The organism is Pseudomonas lini (genome assembly GCF_964063345.1).
GTDB classification, from domain to species: Bacteria; Pseudomonadota; Gammaproteobacteria; order Pseudomonadales; family Pseudomonadaceae; genus Aquipseudomonas; species Aquipseudomonas lini_B.
In genome coordinates this window covers 4,718,275-4,734,097 of the sequence record NZ_OZ061318.1, presented here as the reverse complement: position 1 = coordinate 4,734,097, position 15,823 = coordinate 4,718,275, and the positions used below count along the sequence as shown (strand labels likewise).

The 15,823-nt window shown below is 58.9% G+C and carries 18 protein-coding genes; 6 read left to right on the top strand and 12 right to left on the bottom strand.

Annotated features, from left to right (window positions below; translation table 11 throughout):
* Positions 1 to 65: 65 nt before the first annotated feature.
* From purC to dapA, 4 genes are read right to left on the bottom strand one after another with little or no spacing between them, the layout of a single operon-like run.
* Complete coding sequence (purC, locus tag AB3226_RS21430; protein WP_007898671.1) at positions 66 to 779, bottom strand: phosphoribosylaminoimidazolesuccinocarboxamide synthase; 714 nt, start codon at positions 777 to 779, stop codon at positions 66 to 68.
* A 28-nt stretch (positions 780 to 807) separates the two neighbouring features.
* A complete protein-coding gene (locus AB3226_RS21425) occupies positions 808 to 1,566 on the bottom strand; it encodes an MBL fold metallo-hydrolase (protein WP_038979338.1) in 759 nt (252 codons plus the stop codon).
* Positions 1,567 to 1,570: 4 nt separating this feature from the next.
* Positions 1,571 to 2,686, bottom strand: a complete 1,116-nt coding sequence (gene bamC, locus AB3226_RS21420; RefSeq protein WP_367374512.1) for an outer membrane protein assembly factor BamC — start codon at positions 2,684 to 2,686, stop codon at positions 1,571 to 1,573.
* A gap of 17 nt (positions 2,687 to 2,703) precedes the next feature.
* Complete coding sequence (gene dapA / locus AB3226_RS21415) at positions 2,704 to 3,582, bottom strand: 4-hydroxy-tetrahydrodipicolinate synthase (protein ID WP_367374511.1); 879 nt, start codon at positions 3,580 to 3,582, stop codon at positions 2,704 to 2,706.
* A gap of 326 nt (positions 3,583 to 3,908) precedes the next feature.
* On the opposite strand from dapA, the gene AB3226_RS21410 reads away from it, so the two are divergent.
* Positions 3,909 to 4,469, top strand: coding sequence for a glycine cleavage system protein R (locus AB3226_RS21410; RefSeq protein WP_367374510.1), 561 nt, complete (start codon positions 3,909 to 3,911; stop codon positions 4,467 to 4,469).
* 10 nt (positions 4,470 to 4,479) lie between these two features.
* Entirely contained in the window at positions 4,480 to 4,953 is a 474-nt protein-coding gene (locus AB3226_RS21405) for a peroxiredoxin (RefSeq protein WP_367374509.1), read from the top strand.
* A gap of 124 nt (positions 4,954 to 5,077) precedes the next feature.
* Here AB3226_RS21405 and AB3226_RS21400 read toward each other — a convergent pair whose 3' ends face one another.
* Positions 5,078 to 6,148 carry an AI-2E family transporter gene (locus AB3226_RS21400; RefSeq protein ID WP_123360414.1) on the bottom strand — a complete coding sequence of 357 codons (1,071 nt, stop codon included), beginning with the start codon at positions 6,146 to 6,148 and terminating at the stop codon, positions 5,078 to 5,080.
* Between the two features lie 31 nt (positions 6,149 to 6,179).
* Complete coding sequence (locus AB3226_RS21395) at positions 6,180 to 6,419, bottom strand: sulfurtransferase TusA family protein (RefSeq protein ID WP_007898654.1); 240 nt, start codon at positions 6,417 to 6,419, stop codon at positions 6,180 to 6,182.
* Between the two features lie 98 nt (positions 6,420 to 6,517).
* On the opposite strand from AB3226_RS21395, the gene AB3226_RS21390 reads away from it, so the two are divergent.
* Positions 6,518 to 7,951, top strand: coding sequence for a M48 family metalloprotease (locus AB3226_RS21390; RefSeq protein ID WP_123721944.1), 1,434 nt, complete (start codon positions 6,518 to 6,520; stop codon positions 7,949 to 7,951).
* An 89-nt stretch (positions 7,952 to 8,040) separates the two neighbouring features.
* On the opposite strand, the gene AB3226_RS21385 is transcribed toward AB3226_RS21390, so the two are convergent.
* Entirely contained in the window at positions 8,041 to 9,471 is a 1,431-nt protein-coding gene (locus AB3226_RS21385) for a DegQ family serine endoprotease (protein ID WP_367374508.1), read from the bottom strand.
* Positions 9,472 to 9,505: 34 nt separating this feature from the next.
* On the opposite strand from AB3226_RS21385, the gene AB3226_RS21380 reads away from it, so the two are divergent.
* Positions 9,506 to 9,700: a hypothetical protein gene (locus AB3226_RS21380; protein WP_367374507.1), complete on the top strand. Its 195-nt coding sequence runs from the start codon at positions 9,506 to 9,508 to the stop codon at positions 9,698 to 9,700.
* An 18-nt stretch (positions 9,701 to 9,718) separates the two neighbouring features.
* Here AB3226_RS21380 and AB3226_RS21375 read toward each other — a convergent pair whose 3' ends face one another.
* From AB3226_RS21375 to rpoE, 3 genes are read right to left on the bottom strand one after another with little or no spacing between them, the layout of a single operon-like run.
* On the bottom strand, positions 9,719 to 10,681 hold the full coding sequence (locus AB3226_RS21375; RefSeq protein ID WP_367374506.1) for a MucB/RseB C-terminal domain-containing protein: 963 nt from the start codon (positions 10,679 to 10,681) through the stop codon (positions 9,719 to 9,721).
* Between the two features lie 8 nt (positions 10,682 to 10,689).
* Positions 10,690 to 11,277 carry a sigma-E factor negative regulatory protein gene (locus tag AB3226_RS21370; protein ID WP_038979331.1) on the bottom strand — a complete coding sequence of 196 codons (588 nt, stop codon included), beginning with the start codon at positions 11,275 to 11,277 and terminating at the stop codon, positions 10,690 to 10,692.
* A 30-nt stretch (positions 11,278 to 11,307) separates the two neighbouring features.
* The gene (gene rpoE / locus AB3226_RS21365) at positions 11,308 to 11,889 is read right to left on the bottom strand and encodes an RNA polymerase sigma factor RpoE (RefSeq protein WP_003172477.1); all 582 of its coding nucleotides are present in this window, start codon (positions 11,887 to 11,889) and stop codon (positions 11,308 to 11,310) included.
* Positions 11,890 to 12,446: 557 nt separating this feature from the next.
* Between rpoE and nadB the strand changes: the two genes are divergently transcribed.
* Positions 12,447 to 14,063, top strand: a complete 1,617-nt coding sequence (gene nadB / locus AB3226_RS21360) for an L-aspartate oxidase (protein WP_367374505.1) — start codon at positions 12,447 to 12,449, stop codon at positions 14,061 to 14,063.
* Here nadB and AB3226_RS21355 read toward each other — a convergent pair.
* Both AB3226_RS21355 and AB3226_RS21350 read right to left on the bottom strand, forming a co-directional pair.
* Complete coding sequence (locus tag AB3226_RS21355) at positions 14,032 to 14,484, bottom strand: protein YgfX (protein WP_367374504.1); 453 nt, start codon at positions 14,482 to 14,484, stop codon at positions 14,032 to 14,034. The genes nadB and AB3226_RS21355 overlap by 32 nt on opposite strands.
* A complete protein-coding gene (locus AB3226_RS21350) occupies positions 14,468 to 14,722 on the bottom strand; it encodes a succinate dehydrogenase assembly factor 2 (protein WP_217856610.1) in 255 nt (84 codons plus the stop codon). Before AB3226_RS21350 ends, AB3226_RS21355 begins: the two co-directional genes overlap by 17 nt.
* A 148-nt stretch (positions 14,723 to 14,870) precedes the next feature.
* Between AB3226_RS21350 and AB3226_RS21345 the strand changes: the two genes are divergently transcribed.
* A complete protein-coding gene (locus AB3226_RS21345) occupies positions 14,871 to 15,812 on the top strand; it encodes a folate-binding protein YgfZ (RefSeq protein WP_367374503.1) in 942 nt (313 codons plus the stop codon).
* The last annotated feature ends 11 nt before the right edge of the window (positions 15,813 to 15,823 follow it).

Genomic DNA, 15,823 nt, shown 5'->3' with positions numbered 1-15,823 from the left:
AACACTTTTGCCGGAAGCGAACCCCCTAAGCGAAATTTTTCCGTGCTATCAGATGCTTGCGTCGATTACAGCGGTACGCCCAGACGGTTGGCGACTTCTTCGTAGGCTTCGATGACGTCACCGAGGCCCTGACGGAAGCGGTCCTTGTCCATTTTCTTGCCGGTGGCCTTGTCCCACAGACGGCAGCCGTCCGGGCTGAACTCGTCGCCCAGGACGATGGAGCCGTCGGAGAACACGCCGAATTCCAGTTTGAAGTCGACCAGCAGCAGGCCAGCGTCGTCGAACAGTTTGCTCAGGACTTCGTTGACCTTGAGCGACAGTTCTTTCATGCGAACCAGTTGCTCGGCGGTGCCCCAACCGAATGCCACGACGTGGGATTCGTTGATGAACGGGTCGCCCTTGGCGTCGTCCTTCAGGAACAGTTCGAAGGTGTAAGGGTTGAGCTTCATGCCTTCTTCGACGCCCAGACGCTTGACCAGGCTGCCGGCGGCGTAGTTACGCACGACGCACTCGACCGGGATCATGTCGAGTTTCTTCACCAGGCATTCGTTGTCGCCCAGCAGTTTGTCGAATTGAGTCGGCACGCCGGCTGCTTCGAGTTTCTGCATGATGAAGGCGTTGAACTTGTTGTTCACCATGCCTTTGCGGTCGAGCTGCTCGATGCGCTTGCCGTCGAACGCCGAGGTGTCGTTGCGAAACAGCAGGATCAAGCGGTCAGCGTCATCGGTCTTGTAAACCGATTTGGCTTTGCCGCGGTAGAGTTCTTCACGTTTTTCCATGATGGGCTCCGCTTGCTAAGTAGGTGGGCTAGGCGATGTGTCGCCAGTCGAGCCCTGAATCTTGATCGGCCAGTTGCAGCCAGTCCGGGTCGCACCCGAGGGTGTCGACAAAACATTGCCGGGCCAGCTGCGGCAGGTTGTTCTTGCTGCTCAGATGGGCCAGGACCAGATGTTGCAGGCCCTGCCAGCCCAACTCGGCCACCAGGAATGCCGCCTGATGGTTGTTCAAATGTCCCAATTCACCGCCCACCCGCTGCTTGAGAAAGTACGGGTAATGACCGCGAGCCAGCATGTCACGGCAATGGTTGGACTCGATCATCAATGCATCGAGATCCCGGTAGCCATCCAGCACCGTGTTGCAATACGAGCCCAGGTCGGTCAACAGGCCGAAACGCCGCTGACCGTCGCTGAAGACATACTGCGTCGGCTCCTGCGCATCATGCGCCACGGCAATGACGCCGATGCTCAGGTTGCCGATTTGCAGTTGCTCGCCGCCAGCCAGAAAGCCTGCGGGTTCAATCGGTTTGCGCATCCCGCGCAGGGTCCCGCGACTGAGGTAGACAGGCAGATTGTAACGCCGAGACAGCAAACCCACGCCATGCACATGGTCGGCATGTTCGTGGGTCACGAGTATCGCGCTCAGCTGCGAAGGGTTCACACCCAGTCGCAGCAGGCGTTTTTCGGTTTCCCGCAGGGAGAAACCACAATCCACCAGTACATACGTGTCATCGCTGGCTATCAGCGTGCCGTTCCCTTGGCTACCGCTGCCGAGAACGGCAAAACGCATGTGATCAGCCCAGGTTGTCCTGAATCACGCTCAACACCTTACGCGCCACATCAGCTGGCGCCACGGTGTTGATGTTTTTCTCGACGGTGACTTGGACGTTCTCGCCAACCTTGCTCAGGCGAACCTGATAACGCTCGGCGCGAGCTTCAACTTCTTCCTTGCTCGGCGCGCTGCCGAACAGGCTGCTGAAGAAGCCAGGCTTCTCGTCTTTCTTCTCGGCTTTTTCGGCGAGGTTGATGTAGTACAGGCCCAGGCTGCGGTTGATGTCTTCAACACGCCATTCGCCTTGCTCCAGCGCACGACCGACACTCGACCAGGCACGATCCAGATCGGAACCGACGTTGAGCACCGGGTTGCCGCTGCCATCTTCGGTCAGGCTGACACGACTTGGCGTATCGAAATCACGAGAGGCCAGCATGGAGACCGAACCGCCCTTCTCCGAGGTGCGGCTCATGCTCGCGAGCATGTCGTCGACCAGTGCTGCGTCCAGGCCGGTGTTGACCGAACGATTGGTGAAATCCACATTGGCGGTGCTGCCGGCAGGACGCTCGGCGCTGACCACGTAGACTTCACTGGTGTTGCGCTGCACGCCCGGCTCGATACGCACCCGCACACGGCTTTCACTGTCGGCGCCGACACCGGCCGCGCTCAGACGCTTGGCCATTGCTGCGGACAGTTCGTCGGAATGCTGCCAGGTGGTGGTGAATTCACCGGTTTGCGGGCGTTGCTCATCCAGACGGAAACCGTTGTCCTGGAAGAACTGCACGGCCACGGGCCAGACTTCGGCCGGCGGGGTCTGAGCCAGGATCGAACGCGAGTCGCCGCTCTTTTGCAGAGAGTAGGCACTGGCGTCAGCCGATGCCGACAGCGGTTGTGGACGAGGCACGATGTATTCGCCCTTGGCGGTGTCGTCGGCCACGTTGCGCGGGATCGGCAACAGCGGATCCAGACGCTTGGCGGTGCTGACCTCTGGTGGCAGTTGCATCGGTGCAGTCTGTTGCGCTTCCAGGTAATCGCTACCACGGTCACGGAAGTAACCTTCCGGGCCCCAGATCCATCCGCAGCCACTGGTGCTGGAGATAATCAAGGCAAGTGCGGAAAGTCCGGCCATTCGCTTCATGCGTAGTACTTCCTCAATTAAACCAGGACGCCGGACTGGCGCATGGCCTGTCGCAGCGGTTCGTGACAGGCAGCACTGAGCCAGGTGAGCGGCAGACGGATACCGTCCGGCATCAAGCCCATTTCATGCAGAGCCCATTTCACGGGGATAGGGTTGGATTCGATAAACAGGGTTTTATTGAGCGGCATCAGCTTTTCGTGGATCGCTCGGGCTTTGACGGCATCGCCGGCCATGGCCGCGGCGCACAGGTCGCTCATGGCACGCGGTGCGACGTTGGCGGTCACCGAAATGTTGCCCTTGCCACCCAGCAGCATCAGCTCGACCGCAGTTGCGTCGTCGCCGGAATAAACCAGGAAGTCGCTGCTCACGCCGGCCAGGATGTCCTTGGCGCGCTGCAGGTCACCCGTGGCTTCCTTGATGCCGATAATGTTTTTCACGGTCGACAGGCGGATCACCGTCTCGGCCTGCATGTCGCATGCGGTACGGCCCGGCACATTGTAGAGAATCTGCGGGATGTCGACGGCTTCGGCGATGGCCTTGAAGTGCAAGTACAGGCCTTCTTGCGTCGGCTTGTTGTAATAAGGGGTTACCAGCAGGCACGCGTCGGCGCCGGCGTTCTTCGCGTTGGTCGTCAGTTCGATCGCTTCGCGCGTCGAATTGGCGCCCGTACCGGCGATTACCGGAATACGCCCTGCAACCTGGGCAACCACGCGACGAATCACTTCGATGTGCTCGTTCACGTCAAGCGTGGCCGACTCACCTGTAGTGCCGACCGCCACGATGGCGTTGGTGCCCTCTTGCAGGTGGAAGTCCACCAGTTTGCTCAGGCTGTCCCAGTCGAGACGACCCTGTGCATCCATGGGTGTGACCAGTGCCACCATACTGCCCGCAATCATGCAACCGCTCCTGCCGGAAAAAGAGAGCGGTAATGGTACTGGCGCCAAGATGCTTGTACAAGCGAAGTACTGCGCTGCCGCCATTCCCCTTGGCGCTGCTTTTCGCTACCCTTCAGACTTTGATCGGTACTGATAAGCTCGTACGCCGTGTTCCAGCCTCCATTTTCGGCATCACAAGCCCCGATCCAGCGTTGCCACCCCTCGCTCCTGCCATACTGGAGCATGTTGCAACCTTCGGCCGGGTTTTCTGAATTCGCATCCGCAGGCTCGTCCCGGTAAAAAAAGCCCATAAAGGTATCGACCGCTCATCGCTTTAGGAATGCTGCATGTCCACCCCCACAGTTCGCGAACAATTCCTTGTCATCAGTGCCCTCGGCGCCAACCCCATGGAGCTGACTAACGTCCTGTGCCGCGCCAGCCATGAAAACCGCTGCGCCGTGGTCACCTCTCGGCTGACGCGCCATGGCGAATGCAGTGCGTTGATCCTTGAAATCTCGGGCAGCTGGGACGCCCTGGCGCGCCTCGAAGGCAGCCTGCCAGTGCTGGCCAAACGGCACGCCTTCACCGTTAACGTGGTCCGCAGCGGTGCCCTGGAGAACCGTCCCCAGGCCCTGCCGTACGTTGCCTACGTCAGCTCGGCCTACCGCCCGGACATCATCAACGAGCTGTGCCAGTTCTTCATGGATCACAACGTCGAGCTGGAAAACCTGACCTGCGACACCTACCAGGCTCCACAGACCGGCGGCACCATGCTTAACGCCACGTTCACCGTGACCTTGCCGGCCGGCACCCAGATCAGCTGGTTGCGTGACCAGTTCCTGGATTTCGCCGATGCCATGAACCTGGACGCACTGATTGAACCGTGGCGCCCACAAAACCCAATGTAAGGAAGCTTTCATGGCCGTAGCCATCGACCAACCGGTTGCCGACTTCGAAGCACCCGCCACCAGCGGGCAATCCGTCAGCCTCGCGGGCCTCAAAGGCAAGCAAGTGGTGATTTACTTCTATCCGAAGGACAGCACGCCGGGCTGCACCACCCAGGGTCAGGGTTTTCGTGATCAGCTTGAAGCCTTTAAAGCTGCCAACACCGAAGTCTTCGGCGTGTCTCGCGACAGCCTGAAATCCCACGAAAACTTCAAGGCCAAGCAGTCGTTTACCTTCGAACTGATCAGTGACAAGGAAGAAGCGCTGTGCCAGCTGTTCGACGTGATCAAACTGAAAAAGCTCTACGGCAAGGAATATATGGGCGTTGATCGCAGCACGTTCCTGATCGACAAGAACGGCGTGCTGCGTCAGGAATGGCGCGGCGTGAAGGTGCCGGGGCATGTGGATGCGGTTTTGGCTGCGGCTCAGGCCCTCAATAAAGCCTGATTCATCTAGCCCGTTCGGACGCCATCGCGAGCAGGCTCGCGCCCACAGGATTTGCGCAAACCCTGTGGGACCGAGCCTGCTCGGGATGAGGCCATCAGCCTCACCGCATAACGAGCACTGACCATTAAAGCAGCGGCGCCACCATCGGCTCCTTGCGCGGCCAGGCATCCAGCACAGCCTTGAACAGCGTCGCCAGGGGAATCGCAAAGAACACACCCCAGAAACCCCACAACCCGCCAAACAACAGCACCGCGCAAATGATCGCCACCGGATGCAGGTTGACCGCTTCCGAGAACAGCAGCGGCACCAGCACGTTGCCATCAAGTGTCTGGATGATCCCGTAGACCGCCATCAAATAGATGAACTGATCGCTCCAGCCCCACTGGAACAGCGCAATCAGCAGCACTGGCACGGTCACCACCACCGCCCCGACGTAAGGCACCACCACCGAAACACCCACCAGCAACGCCAGCAGCGCCGAATAGTTGAGCCCCAGGGCCACGAACGCAATGTAAGTCACGCCACCGCAAATGAAGATTTCGATGACCTTGCCGCGAATGTAATTGGCGATCTGCCGATTCATTTCCTGGGCGACCCGGGTGATCAGCGCCCGCTCGCGCGGCAGATAACCTCGCACCCACTGGCCGATCATCTCCCGGTCCTTGAGAAAGAAGAACACCAGGATCGGCACCAGCACCAGGTAGATCATGATGTTCACCAGCAGCGGCAGACTCGACAACGAGAATGTCAGCGCCCACTGACCGAATTTGCCGATCTCGCCCCGCGCCACTTCGATCGCCTGCAGCACTTGCTCGTCCGACACCAGGTGCGGATAGCGCTCGGGCAGCAACAACAGCAGTGACTGCCACTTGGCGAGCATGCCGGGCAACTCGTTGAACAGCGTGATCAGTTGATGCCAGAGCAGTGGCACCACGATGATGATAAAGACCAGCAACAACCCCATGAATAACGCGAAGACCAGCCCCACGGCCACGCCACCCGGCACGCGTAGGCGTTCGAGGGTCACCACCAGCCCCTGCATCAGATACGCCAGCACCATACCGGCCAGTACCGGCGCGAGCATTCCACCCAGGGTGAGCACCGCGGTAAATGCCAGAAACAGCAGCACCGCCAGCACCACGGCCTCTTCATCCGAGAAGTAGCGCTGAATCCAGTCGCGTAACACCTTGAACATCAATAATCCTTAGAAACGAACGCAGCAGGTTTCAGGCTTTTTTCAACCAATAGCGGTAAACGCCCGCCTCATCTTCTTCACGAAGCAGCGTATGACCGGCCAATCGGGCAAAGGTGCGAAAGTCGCGCTGGGAACCTGCATCGGTAGCGATTACCTTGAGTACCGCACCGCTGGCCAGTCGGTTGAGTTCCAGTTTGGCCTTCAGCAACGGCAACGGACAATTCAGACCGCTGGCGTCCAGTTCGGCGTCGTGAGTTACAGCATCAGTCATCGAATCACTCCGGGGCAGGGGGTTAAGCCGCTTAGAATATCTGGTCCCAAGCGTAGTGTCCGGCTACAGTAAGGTCTTTGTCGACTAAGGCTTTGTGCATGACTTTTTTGCGCCCTACCCTGCTGACGCTCGCTTGCCTGCTCGCCTCACCGGGCTTCGCCGACGACTTGCCGTCACTCGGTGACGCCAGTTCTGCCATCGTCTCGCCGCAACAGGAACACCAACTGGGCCGTGCGTGGCTGGCGCTGTTGCGCAGCCAGGTGTCGCAGCTCAACGATCCGCAACTCAAGGATTACGTCGAATCCAGCGTCTACCGGCTGGTGGAGACCAGCCAGGTCAATGACCGGCGCCTGGAATTCATCCTGATCAACAGCCCGCAGCTCAACGCTTTTGCTGCGCCAGGCGGGATCGTCGGCGTCAATGGTGGCTTGTTCCTCAATGCCCAGACCGAAGGTGAATATGCCTCGGTACTGGCCCACGAACTGGCTCACTTGTCGCAGCGTCACTTCGCCCGCGGTGTCGAAGCGTCGCAACGCATGCAAGTGCCCATGATGGCTGCGCTGCTGGCCGGCATCGTGATTGCCGCGGCCGGTGCAGGCGATGCCGGGATCGCGGCCATTGCCGGTACTCAGGCGGCGGCGATTCAGGAACAACGACGCTTCTCGCGCCAGAACGAACAGGAAGCCGACCGTATCGGCATCATGAATCTGGAAAAGGCCGGTTACGATCCGCGTTCGATGCCGACCATGTTCGAACGGCTGATGCGCCAGTACCGCTTCGACGCCAAGCCACCGGAATTCCTGCTGACTCACCCGGTGACCGAATCGCGGATCGCCGACACCCGCAACCGCGCCGAACAGGCCAAACCGGGCGGTATTGAAGACAGCATGCGTTACCAGCTGATTCGGGCACGCGTGCAGCTGATCTATGAAGAAACCCCAGGCCTGGGCGCCAAGCGCTTCCGGGCCCAACTCGATGAAAACCCGAAAAATGACGTCGCGCGCTATGGCCTCGCGATCGCCCAGATCAAGGGCGGCCAGCTGAATGAGGCTCGGGAGAACCTCAAGCTGCTGCTGGCCAAATCACCGAACGAGATCATCTACAACCTGGCGCAGGTCGATCTCGACATCACCAATAATCGTCTGCCCGATGCTCAATCACGGGTCGACCGGATGCTCACTCAATATCCCGGCAACTACCCGCTGAATCAGGTGCGTGTCGATCTGCTGCTCAAGCAGAATCGAGCCGCCGAAGCGGAAAAAGCGCTGGAGAACCTGCTCAAGAGCCGACCCGATGATCCGGACGTCTGGTACATGGTGGCCGAGACTCGCGGTCTGTCGGGCAACATCATCGGCCTGCATCAGGCGCGCGCGGAGTACTTTGCGCTGGTCGGCGACTATCGCCAGGCGATCCAGCAACTGGACTTCGCCAAACGCAAGGCTGGCAGCAACTTCCCGCTGTCATCGCGCATCGACGCACGGCAACGTGAGTTGATGGAGCAGGAACGTATGGTCAAGGACATGATGGGCTGACGCCTTCAGAAAAAAGCACAAACACAAAAAATCCAGGTACAAAAAAACCGCCTCTTTCGAGGCGGTTTTTTATTCAGCCGACAACCGGTTTATTCAGCCAGTTTGAAGGTGATGAAGCTGGCGCGACCTTGACGCAGAACCCGCATCGACACCGAGCGGTTCTTCGGCAGCGCCTTGGCAATGTCCGTGAACTCCTTGGAGGAGCCGATCGCCTGGTTGTTCAGGTGAGTAATCACATCGCCCGGCTGCAAGCCGATCAAGGCAGCAGGACCGTCCTGAACTTCCTTGATAACCACACCACCCTTGAGGTCGAGGGTTTTCTTCTGCTCCTCGGTCAGCTCGGCCACGGAAACACCCAGGCGATTGCTGCTGCGCTCGACGCTGGATTTAGGCAGGGCTTCCAACTCTTTGCCTTCTTCGGGGATAGCCCCGACGGTCAACTCAACGTTCTTGCGCTTGCCTTCGCGGATCACTTCAAGATCGGCTTTCGCGCCAGCCTTCAGCGCGCCCACCAGATGCGGCAGATCGGCGGACATGACGATCGGTTGACCGTTCATGCTGAGGATCACGTCGCCCACTTGCAGGCCACCCTTGGCAGCCGGACCGTCATCCTGGATCTGAGCCACCAGCGCACCGGCCGGCTTCTCGAGACCGAACGACTCGGCCAGATCCTTGTTCACTTCCTGGATCACTACGCCCAACCAGCCACGGCTGACTTTACCGCCGCTTTTCAGCTGATTGGAAACGTCCATCGCCACATCGATAGGGATTGCGAAGGACACGCCCATGAAGCCGCCGGAGCGGGTGTAGATCTGCGAGTTGATGCCGACCACTTCACCGGCCAGGTTGAACAGCGGACCACCGGAGTTGCCCGGGTTGATCGGCACGTCGGTCTGGATGAACGGCACATAGTTTTCGTTCGGCAGGCTGCGGCCGATGGCGCTGACAATACCTTGGGTCACCGTGTGATCAAAGCCGAACGGCGAACCGATGGCCACGACCCACTGACCGGCTTTCAGGTCTTGCGACTTGCCAAGCTTCAGAACCGGCAGGTCCTTGCCTTCGATTTTCAGCAAAGCGACGTCAGAGCGCGGATCGGTACCGATCAGCTTGGCCTTCAACTCACTGCGATCGGCGAGGCGCACGAGAATCTCGTCCGCATCGGCAATCACATGGTTGTTAGTCAGGATGTAGCCGTCGGACGAAATGATAAAGCCCGAGCCCAGGGATTGCGCTTCACGCTGACGATCGCCACGAGGGGAACGTGGCTGCTGCGGCATGCCCCGCTCAAAGAATTCGCGCAGCATTGGCGGCAAACCTTCAAGGTCAGGCATTTGCTCGCTGGACACCTTACGGTCCGGCAGCTTCTGGGTAGTACTGATGTTAACCACCGCGGGCGAGGCTTGCTCGACCAACTGCGTGAAATCAGGCAACTCGACCGCTTGCGCAGCGACCGCCTGACCGAGCACCAGCACGGTGGCAAAAATGGAGAGATAAGACTTCAAGCGTGGTATCGACATACGGCTCCCGTTACGACGAGCATGGTTAAGCGATATGGAGCAAGGAACACCGGAAACGATACGCCGGTATTTTTGTTCCGGGAACAACAAACAAGGCCAGAGCCGAGGGGTTCTGACCTATAAAAAATTTTGGGGATATTTGCAAATGAAAATGCTCGGCAAAACATTTCGAGGCGTCAATGGCGGGATAGGCATTGCTGACCTCCCGCACAATCAAAAGCCCGATTGAGGAGCATGGCTGATCAGCTCACTGCTTGCTGGTAGCCGCGGCATCGTTGCGCATGGACAGCGCAATCCGTTCGGCGGTGCCAATCGGTATTTCACCGACCACGGTCACCATCATCTCGCCTTGCGGAGTAGTCAATCGCCGGGAGACAGCAACGGTCGGCCCCAACTGGGTGCGCGTGTCAGTGACTGTTGCGCCATTCAACGGCTCAAGGAACACCGAGAATCGGGCCAGACCGTCGTCGAACATCAGACTGTTGACCTGGGCTTTGGTCTCCGGGTCCTTGTGAGAGGTACTGCTGGTCAGCTCGAAACCTGGCGGCAACCAGTCGGAATGCCAGACCTGCGCAGTTTTGACGGCGGAAGCCTTATCACTGTCGAGGGTAACGGGTTTGCAATCAGAACCGGCCTGCAAATCGCTGTCGGAAGGCACCTCGACAGTATCCAGTCGGGTGAACTGGAACCGCTCCAGCAGTTGCCCTTTGTCATTGAGCAACAATGACTTCAACGGCAAACCGGTTTCCTTGTCCAGATGCAATTCAAAACCGTAGCGATGCTGATCGCGAGGCGTCAACGACACAATCACTGCCGCACGCCCGGCCACACGCGACTTGCCAATGACGGCAAGGTCGTACCAATTCTTTAGCTTTTGTGGATCGAGTGCACGAGCGGTGGAGTTGGGTGAGTCCCCCAGCCCTGCTATCAGGGTGCCGCTCACGCATTGAGTATGCCCATCAATGCGCACGACTTCCTGTGCCGAGCCGTCGAGCTGGAGTAAACGCTCGCGGACCTTGCCATCCTGGACGCGATGCCAGATGTTATGGGTAGAGAAACTACCGTTACGCTCGTAGACGAAAGTACCGTGAAAGCTCTGCGTTTGCTCGGCCTGTCCCAGACGCTTCAGCCAGTCCTGGGCTTCATCGGCGTGGGCTGGAACAACAAACCAGCCACTGAGCAGAAGCGTAAGTAGAGGTATGGCGCGCATGATCCTCCTTAGCGATTTTCCAGGCTTGCTGCACGAGCGTAAGGCAGAGCGCTCTCAGTACCTTTCAGTGCAGCCTGTTGAGCATGTTGGCGCAAGTAGCCTGGCAGACGCTGATCGTGCCAGCCTGGTTGACCTTGCAATACGCCGTTGGCCATAGGGCCAGTGGCTTCCGAACTCTCATTGTAGCCTGCCAATACAGCGGGGCCCTTGACCTGAGGAGCGGCCAGACCCGGTTGACTGGATTGCTGAGCCAACTCGACACCGGCGATCTCGTCCTGGTTGTACAGACGAACACCCGCCAGCACGGCAACGGTCACCGAAGCAGCGACTGCCAGACGACCCAGGCTGCGCCATGGACCGCGAGAGGCTTTTGCCGGTACGGCTTCGTCAGCCAGCGCAGCAGAGACTGCCGCAGCGATGTCCAGACGAGGAAGCAACAAATCCTTGTGCATAACTGCCCGAGCGATCTGGTAACGAGCCCAGGTATCGCGGGTTTCAACATCGTCGAAGGCATTCAACACCCGACGCAATTCCAATTCGTCCGCTTCGTTATCCATCACTGCGGACAGCGATTCCTGCAGGGCTTCACGACTCATGGCGTTCCTCTCTTGGCTGTCGCCGCTGTCTCAGTTTTCCTGCAACAACGGCTGCAGGGCTTTATCGATGGCCTCCCGAGCGCGGAAAATCCGGGAGCGCACGGTACCCACCGGACACTGCATGACGCTGGCAATGTCCTCGTAACTCAGACCATCGAATTCACGTAAAGTTAAAGCCGTACGCAAATCTTCTGGCAGTTGCTGAATGGTTCGATGGACGGTGCCTTCGATCTCATCCCGCAGCAATGCACGTTCTGGCGACTCGAGATCCTTGAGGCCATGATCGCCATCGTAGAACTCTGCATCCTCGGAGCTGACATCGCTATCCGGCGGCCGGCGGCCGCGTGAAACCAGATAGTTTTTCGCCGTGTTGATGGCGATGCGGTAAAGCCACGTATAAAACGCGCTGTCTCCGCGAAAATTACCAAGTGCACGGTATGCCTTGATAAAGGCTTCCTGTGCGACATCCTGGGCTTCATGGGTGTCGTGCACGAACCGCACGATCAACCCGAGAATTTTGTGCTGGTATTTCAGCACTAGCAGATCGAACGCTCGCTTGTCGCCGCGTTGAACGCGCTCGACCAGCTGCTGATCCTCTTCCTGGGTTAGCATGAACACTCCTCGATAAGCTCGAAGGAGGCTTGCATTACTGAACGACCAGACTTGCAAACATAGACTCGGGCTTTTCGCAAAAGTTCTCCCCCTTCAAGCAAGTTTCCTGCGCGCTCTGATTTGGCACGCACGAAAAGCGCAGCGCGGGATAACCCGGCTGCGCGAATAATCTTGTCATCGGATTCGTCAGCAAGGACCCAACCGCAAGTCCCGCACCGAAGCCGACACTGTCCCTTGTTTCAGGCAACCTTCTATTGATCTTGAGCCTTTGGCAAAAGTTCCATATTTATAGCTGCCCGAAACCGACATTGTGCAACTGTGAAGAGAAAAAGACTGTTAAATCCACGATACAGTCACCTTGTCGCCGAAGCCCTCAAAAAAACTTCCGACGAAGCGTCCAGCCTTTTCCGTCACAGTAGTTTCACAATGCCATGCTGGCCCGGCTATTGTGCCGATCCCCCCCTCTATATACTAGTGGGCTGTGTGGCTGTCTTGACTCGCCGATCCAGCTGTCTTGCGCCAACCCCGTCCCGGGTCGCTTTGAGCGGAATCCTGAAATGAGCCAACAGTTTCAACACGATGTTCTGGTAATTGGCAGCGGCGCTGCCGGCTTGAGCCTTGCGCTGACCTTGCCCGGTCATTTGCGCATCGCCGTATTGAGCAAAGGCGACCTCGCCAATGGCTCAACCTTCTGGGCCCAGGGCGGTGTCGCTGCCGTTCTGGATGACACCGACACTGTCGAATCCCACGTCGATGACACCCTCAATGCCGGTGGTGGCCTGTGCCATGAAGACGCGGTGCGCTTTACGGTCGAGCACAGCAGAGAGGCTATCCAATGGCTGATCGACCAAGGCGTACCCTTTACCCGCGATGAACAGTCGGGCACCGAAGACGGTGGCTTCGAGTTTCACCTGACCCGCGAAGGCGGTCATAGCCACCGGCGCATCATCCATGCCGCCGACGCGACGGGCGCGGCGATCTTCAGAACCCTGCTCGATCAGGCCAAACAGCGTCCCAACATCGAACTGCTGGAGCAGCGAGTCGCGGTCGACCTGATCACCGAAAAGCGCCTCGGCCTTGAAGGCGATCGTTGCCTCGGCGCCTATGTGCTCAACCGTAGCACCGGTGAAGTCGATACCTACGGCGCGCGCTTCGTGATCCTTGCCTCGGGCGGCGCGGCAAAAGTCTACCTCTATACCAGCAACCCCGACGGCGCCTGCGGTGATGGCATTGCCATGGCTTGGCGTTCGGGCTGCCGGGTGGCGAACCTGGAATTCAACCAGTTCCATCCCACCTGCCTTTATCACCCGCAAGCCAAGAGTTTCCTGATCACCGAAGCCCTGCGCGGCGAAGGTGGCCACCTGAAGCTGCCCAATGGCGAACGCTTCATGCAGCGCTTCGACCCACGGGCCGAGCTGGCACCACGGGACATCGTCGCCCGCGCCATCGACCATGAGATGAAGCGCTTGGGTATCGACTGCGTCTACCTGGACATCAGCCACAAACCCGAAGACTTCATCAAGACGCACTTCCCGACGGTCTATGAACGCTGCCTGGAATTCTCCATCGACATCACCAAACAACCGATCCCGGTGGTGCCAGCGGCGCACTACACCTGCGGCGGCGTGATGGTCGATCAGCGGGGCCGCACCGACGTGCCGGGCCTGTATGCAATTGGTGAAACCAGCTTCACCGGCCTGCATGGCGCCAACCGCATGGCCAGCAACTCGCTGCTGGAATGTTTCGTTTACGCCCGTTCGGCTGCAGCGGACATTCTTGAGCAGTTGCCAGACGTGTCGATTCCGACCGCCCTGCCCGTTTGGGATGCGAGCCAGGTTACTGATTCTGACGAAGACGTGATCATTGCGCACAACTGGGACGAACTGCGGCGATTCATGTGGGACTACGTCGGCATCGTGCGCACCAACAAGCGTTTGCAACGGGCTCAGCACCGGGTGCGTCTGTTGCTGGACGAAATCGACGAGTTCTACAGTAATTACAAGGTCAGTCGGGATTTGATCGAGCTGCGTAACCTGGCGCAGGTAGCCGAGCTGATGATTCAGTCAGCCATGGAGCGCAAGGAAAGTCGCGGCCTGCATTACACCCTCGATTACCCGAACATGCTGCCGGTCGCCCTGGACACTATTCTGGTGCCGCCCACCTACGCCGACTGAACTTGAGCCGAACCCGCAGGCGTCGGTGCACATCCGCCGCCTGCGAATCGCGCGGCACACAGATCGACTTGACCCGCCGCTCATCGCGCAGACGAAACCGCAGTACCACAATCAATGGCAACGCCAGACTGTCCGGTCGCAGTTGCACGGGCTGCCAACCCACCGCTTGATTCCACAACTGCCAACCATCGGCATCGCGACGCAAGCCGCGAAACGCCTGCGGGTGTGTCAGCAGAATCTGTCGCGGCAATGCCCAGACGCCATGAGCCAGACAGCAAAAAGCGCCGAGCAAACTGGCCCAGACCGGTGGGGAAAGAAGAAACAACGAACCCAGCGCGAATAGCTGAGCCAAAAGATACGCCGCCAGCAACTGCCGTGAGGCATGCCAGCGGCATTCGAACGCGTTACTTGGGCTGGACACGATCCAGGATCATGCGAACCATGCGCTGCAGCTCCGGATCTTCCGATTCAGCACGTTCCATGAACCAGCCGAACATGTCCTGATCCTCACACGTCAGCAGACGGACGTACAGATCACGATCCACCTGGTTGAGGTGCGGATAAACCTCTTTCACAAACGGCACCAGCAACACGTCAAGCTCAAGCATGCCGCGGCGACTGTGCCAGTAGAGGCGATTCAGTTCAACTTGTTCGACCATGGAGCGCTCCTCAAATAGGCGGCAAGTATACAGCCCCGGGCCTGCTCGAACAGTCGGCTTTGGTCGCCCCCGACGAACCTTTGTGAACTACCCATTTCATGGGCGCCCCCTTATGATGTCCCTTGGACTCTTTACCCTGCGATGACCCATGGCCGATTCTGCTTTTTTCTGCACCCTGTCTCACGAAGGCGTTCTCGCGGTACGCGGCGCGGATGCCGGCAAATTCCTGCAAGGCCAATTGACTTGCAACCTTGATTATCTGAGCGATACCCGGGCCAGCCTTGGCGCGCGTTGCACGCAAAAAGGCCGGATGCAGTCGAGTTTCCGCATTCTGCTGGAAGGCGACGGTGTACTCATGGCGATGGCCAGCGAACTGCTGGAGCCGCAACTGGCGGACCTGAAAAAGTACGCGGTGTTCTCCAAATCGAAACTGACCGATGAAAGTACCAGCTGGGTTCGCTTTGGCCTTGAGCATGGCGATGCGGCTCTGACCAGCCTGGGCCTGGAACTACCGGCAGAAACCGACAGCGTGGTGCGCAATGACGGCCTGATCGCCCTTCGCGTGTCGCCTGACCGCGCTGAACTCTGGGTTCGCGCCGATCAAGCCGACACCATCAAAGGCAAGCTGTCCGCTCTGTTGGCCGAAGGTGAATTGAATCAATGGCTGCTGGGCCAGATCCGCGCCGGGATCGGTCAGGTCATGCCGAGCACTCGCGAGCTGTTCATCCCGCAGATGCTCAATCTGCAAGCCGTCGGTGGTGTGAGCTTCAAGAAAGGTTGCTACACCGGCCAGGAAATCGTCGCGCGCATGCAGTACCTGGGCAAACTAAAGCGCCGGTTGTATCGCCTGCAACTGGAGGCCAGCGAATTACCGGAGCCCGGCACCCAATTGTTCTCCCCGACCCACGGCAGTTCGATCGGTGAAGTGGTGCTGGCCGCCCGCGCCGGGCAAAACATTGAACTCCTTGCGGTGCTGCAAGCCGAAGCGGCAGAAGATGGCAACCTGCACCTTGGCGCACTTGAAGGTCCTGGCCTGCATCTGCTCGACCTGCCTTACCAACTGGATCGTGATCGCGAAATCCAGCGTTAACAGCAGCACTT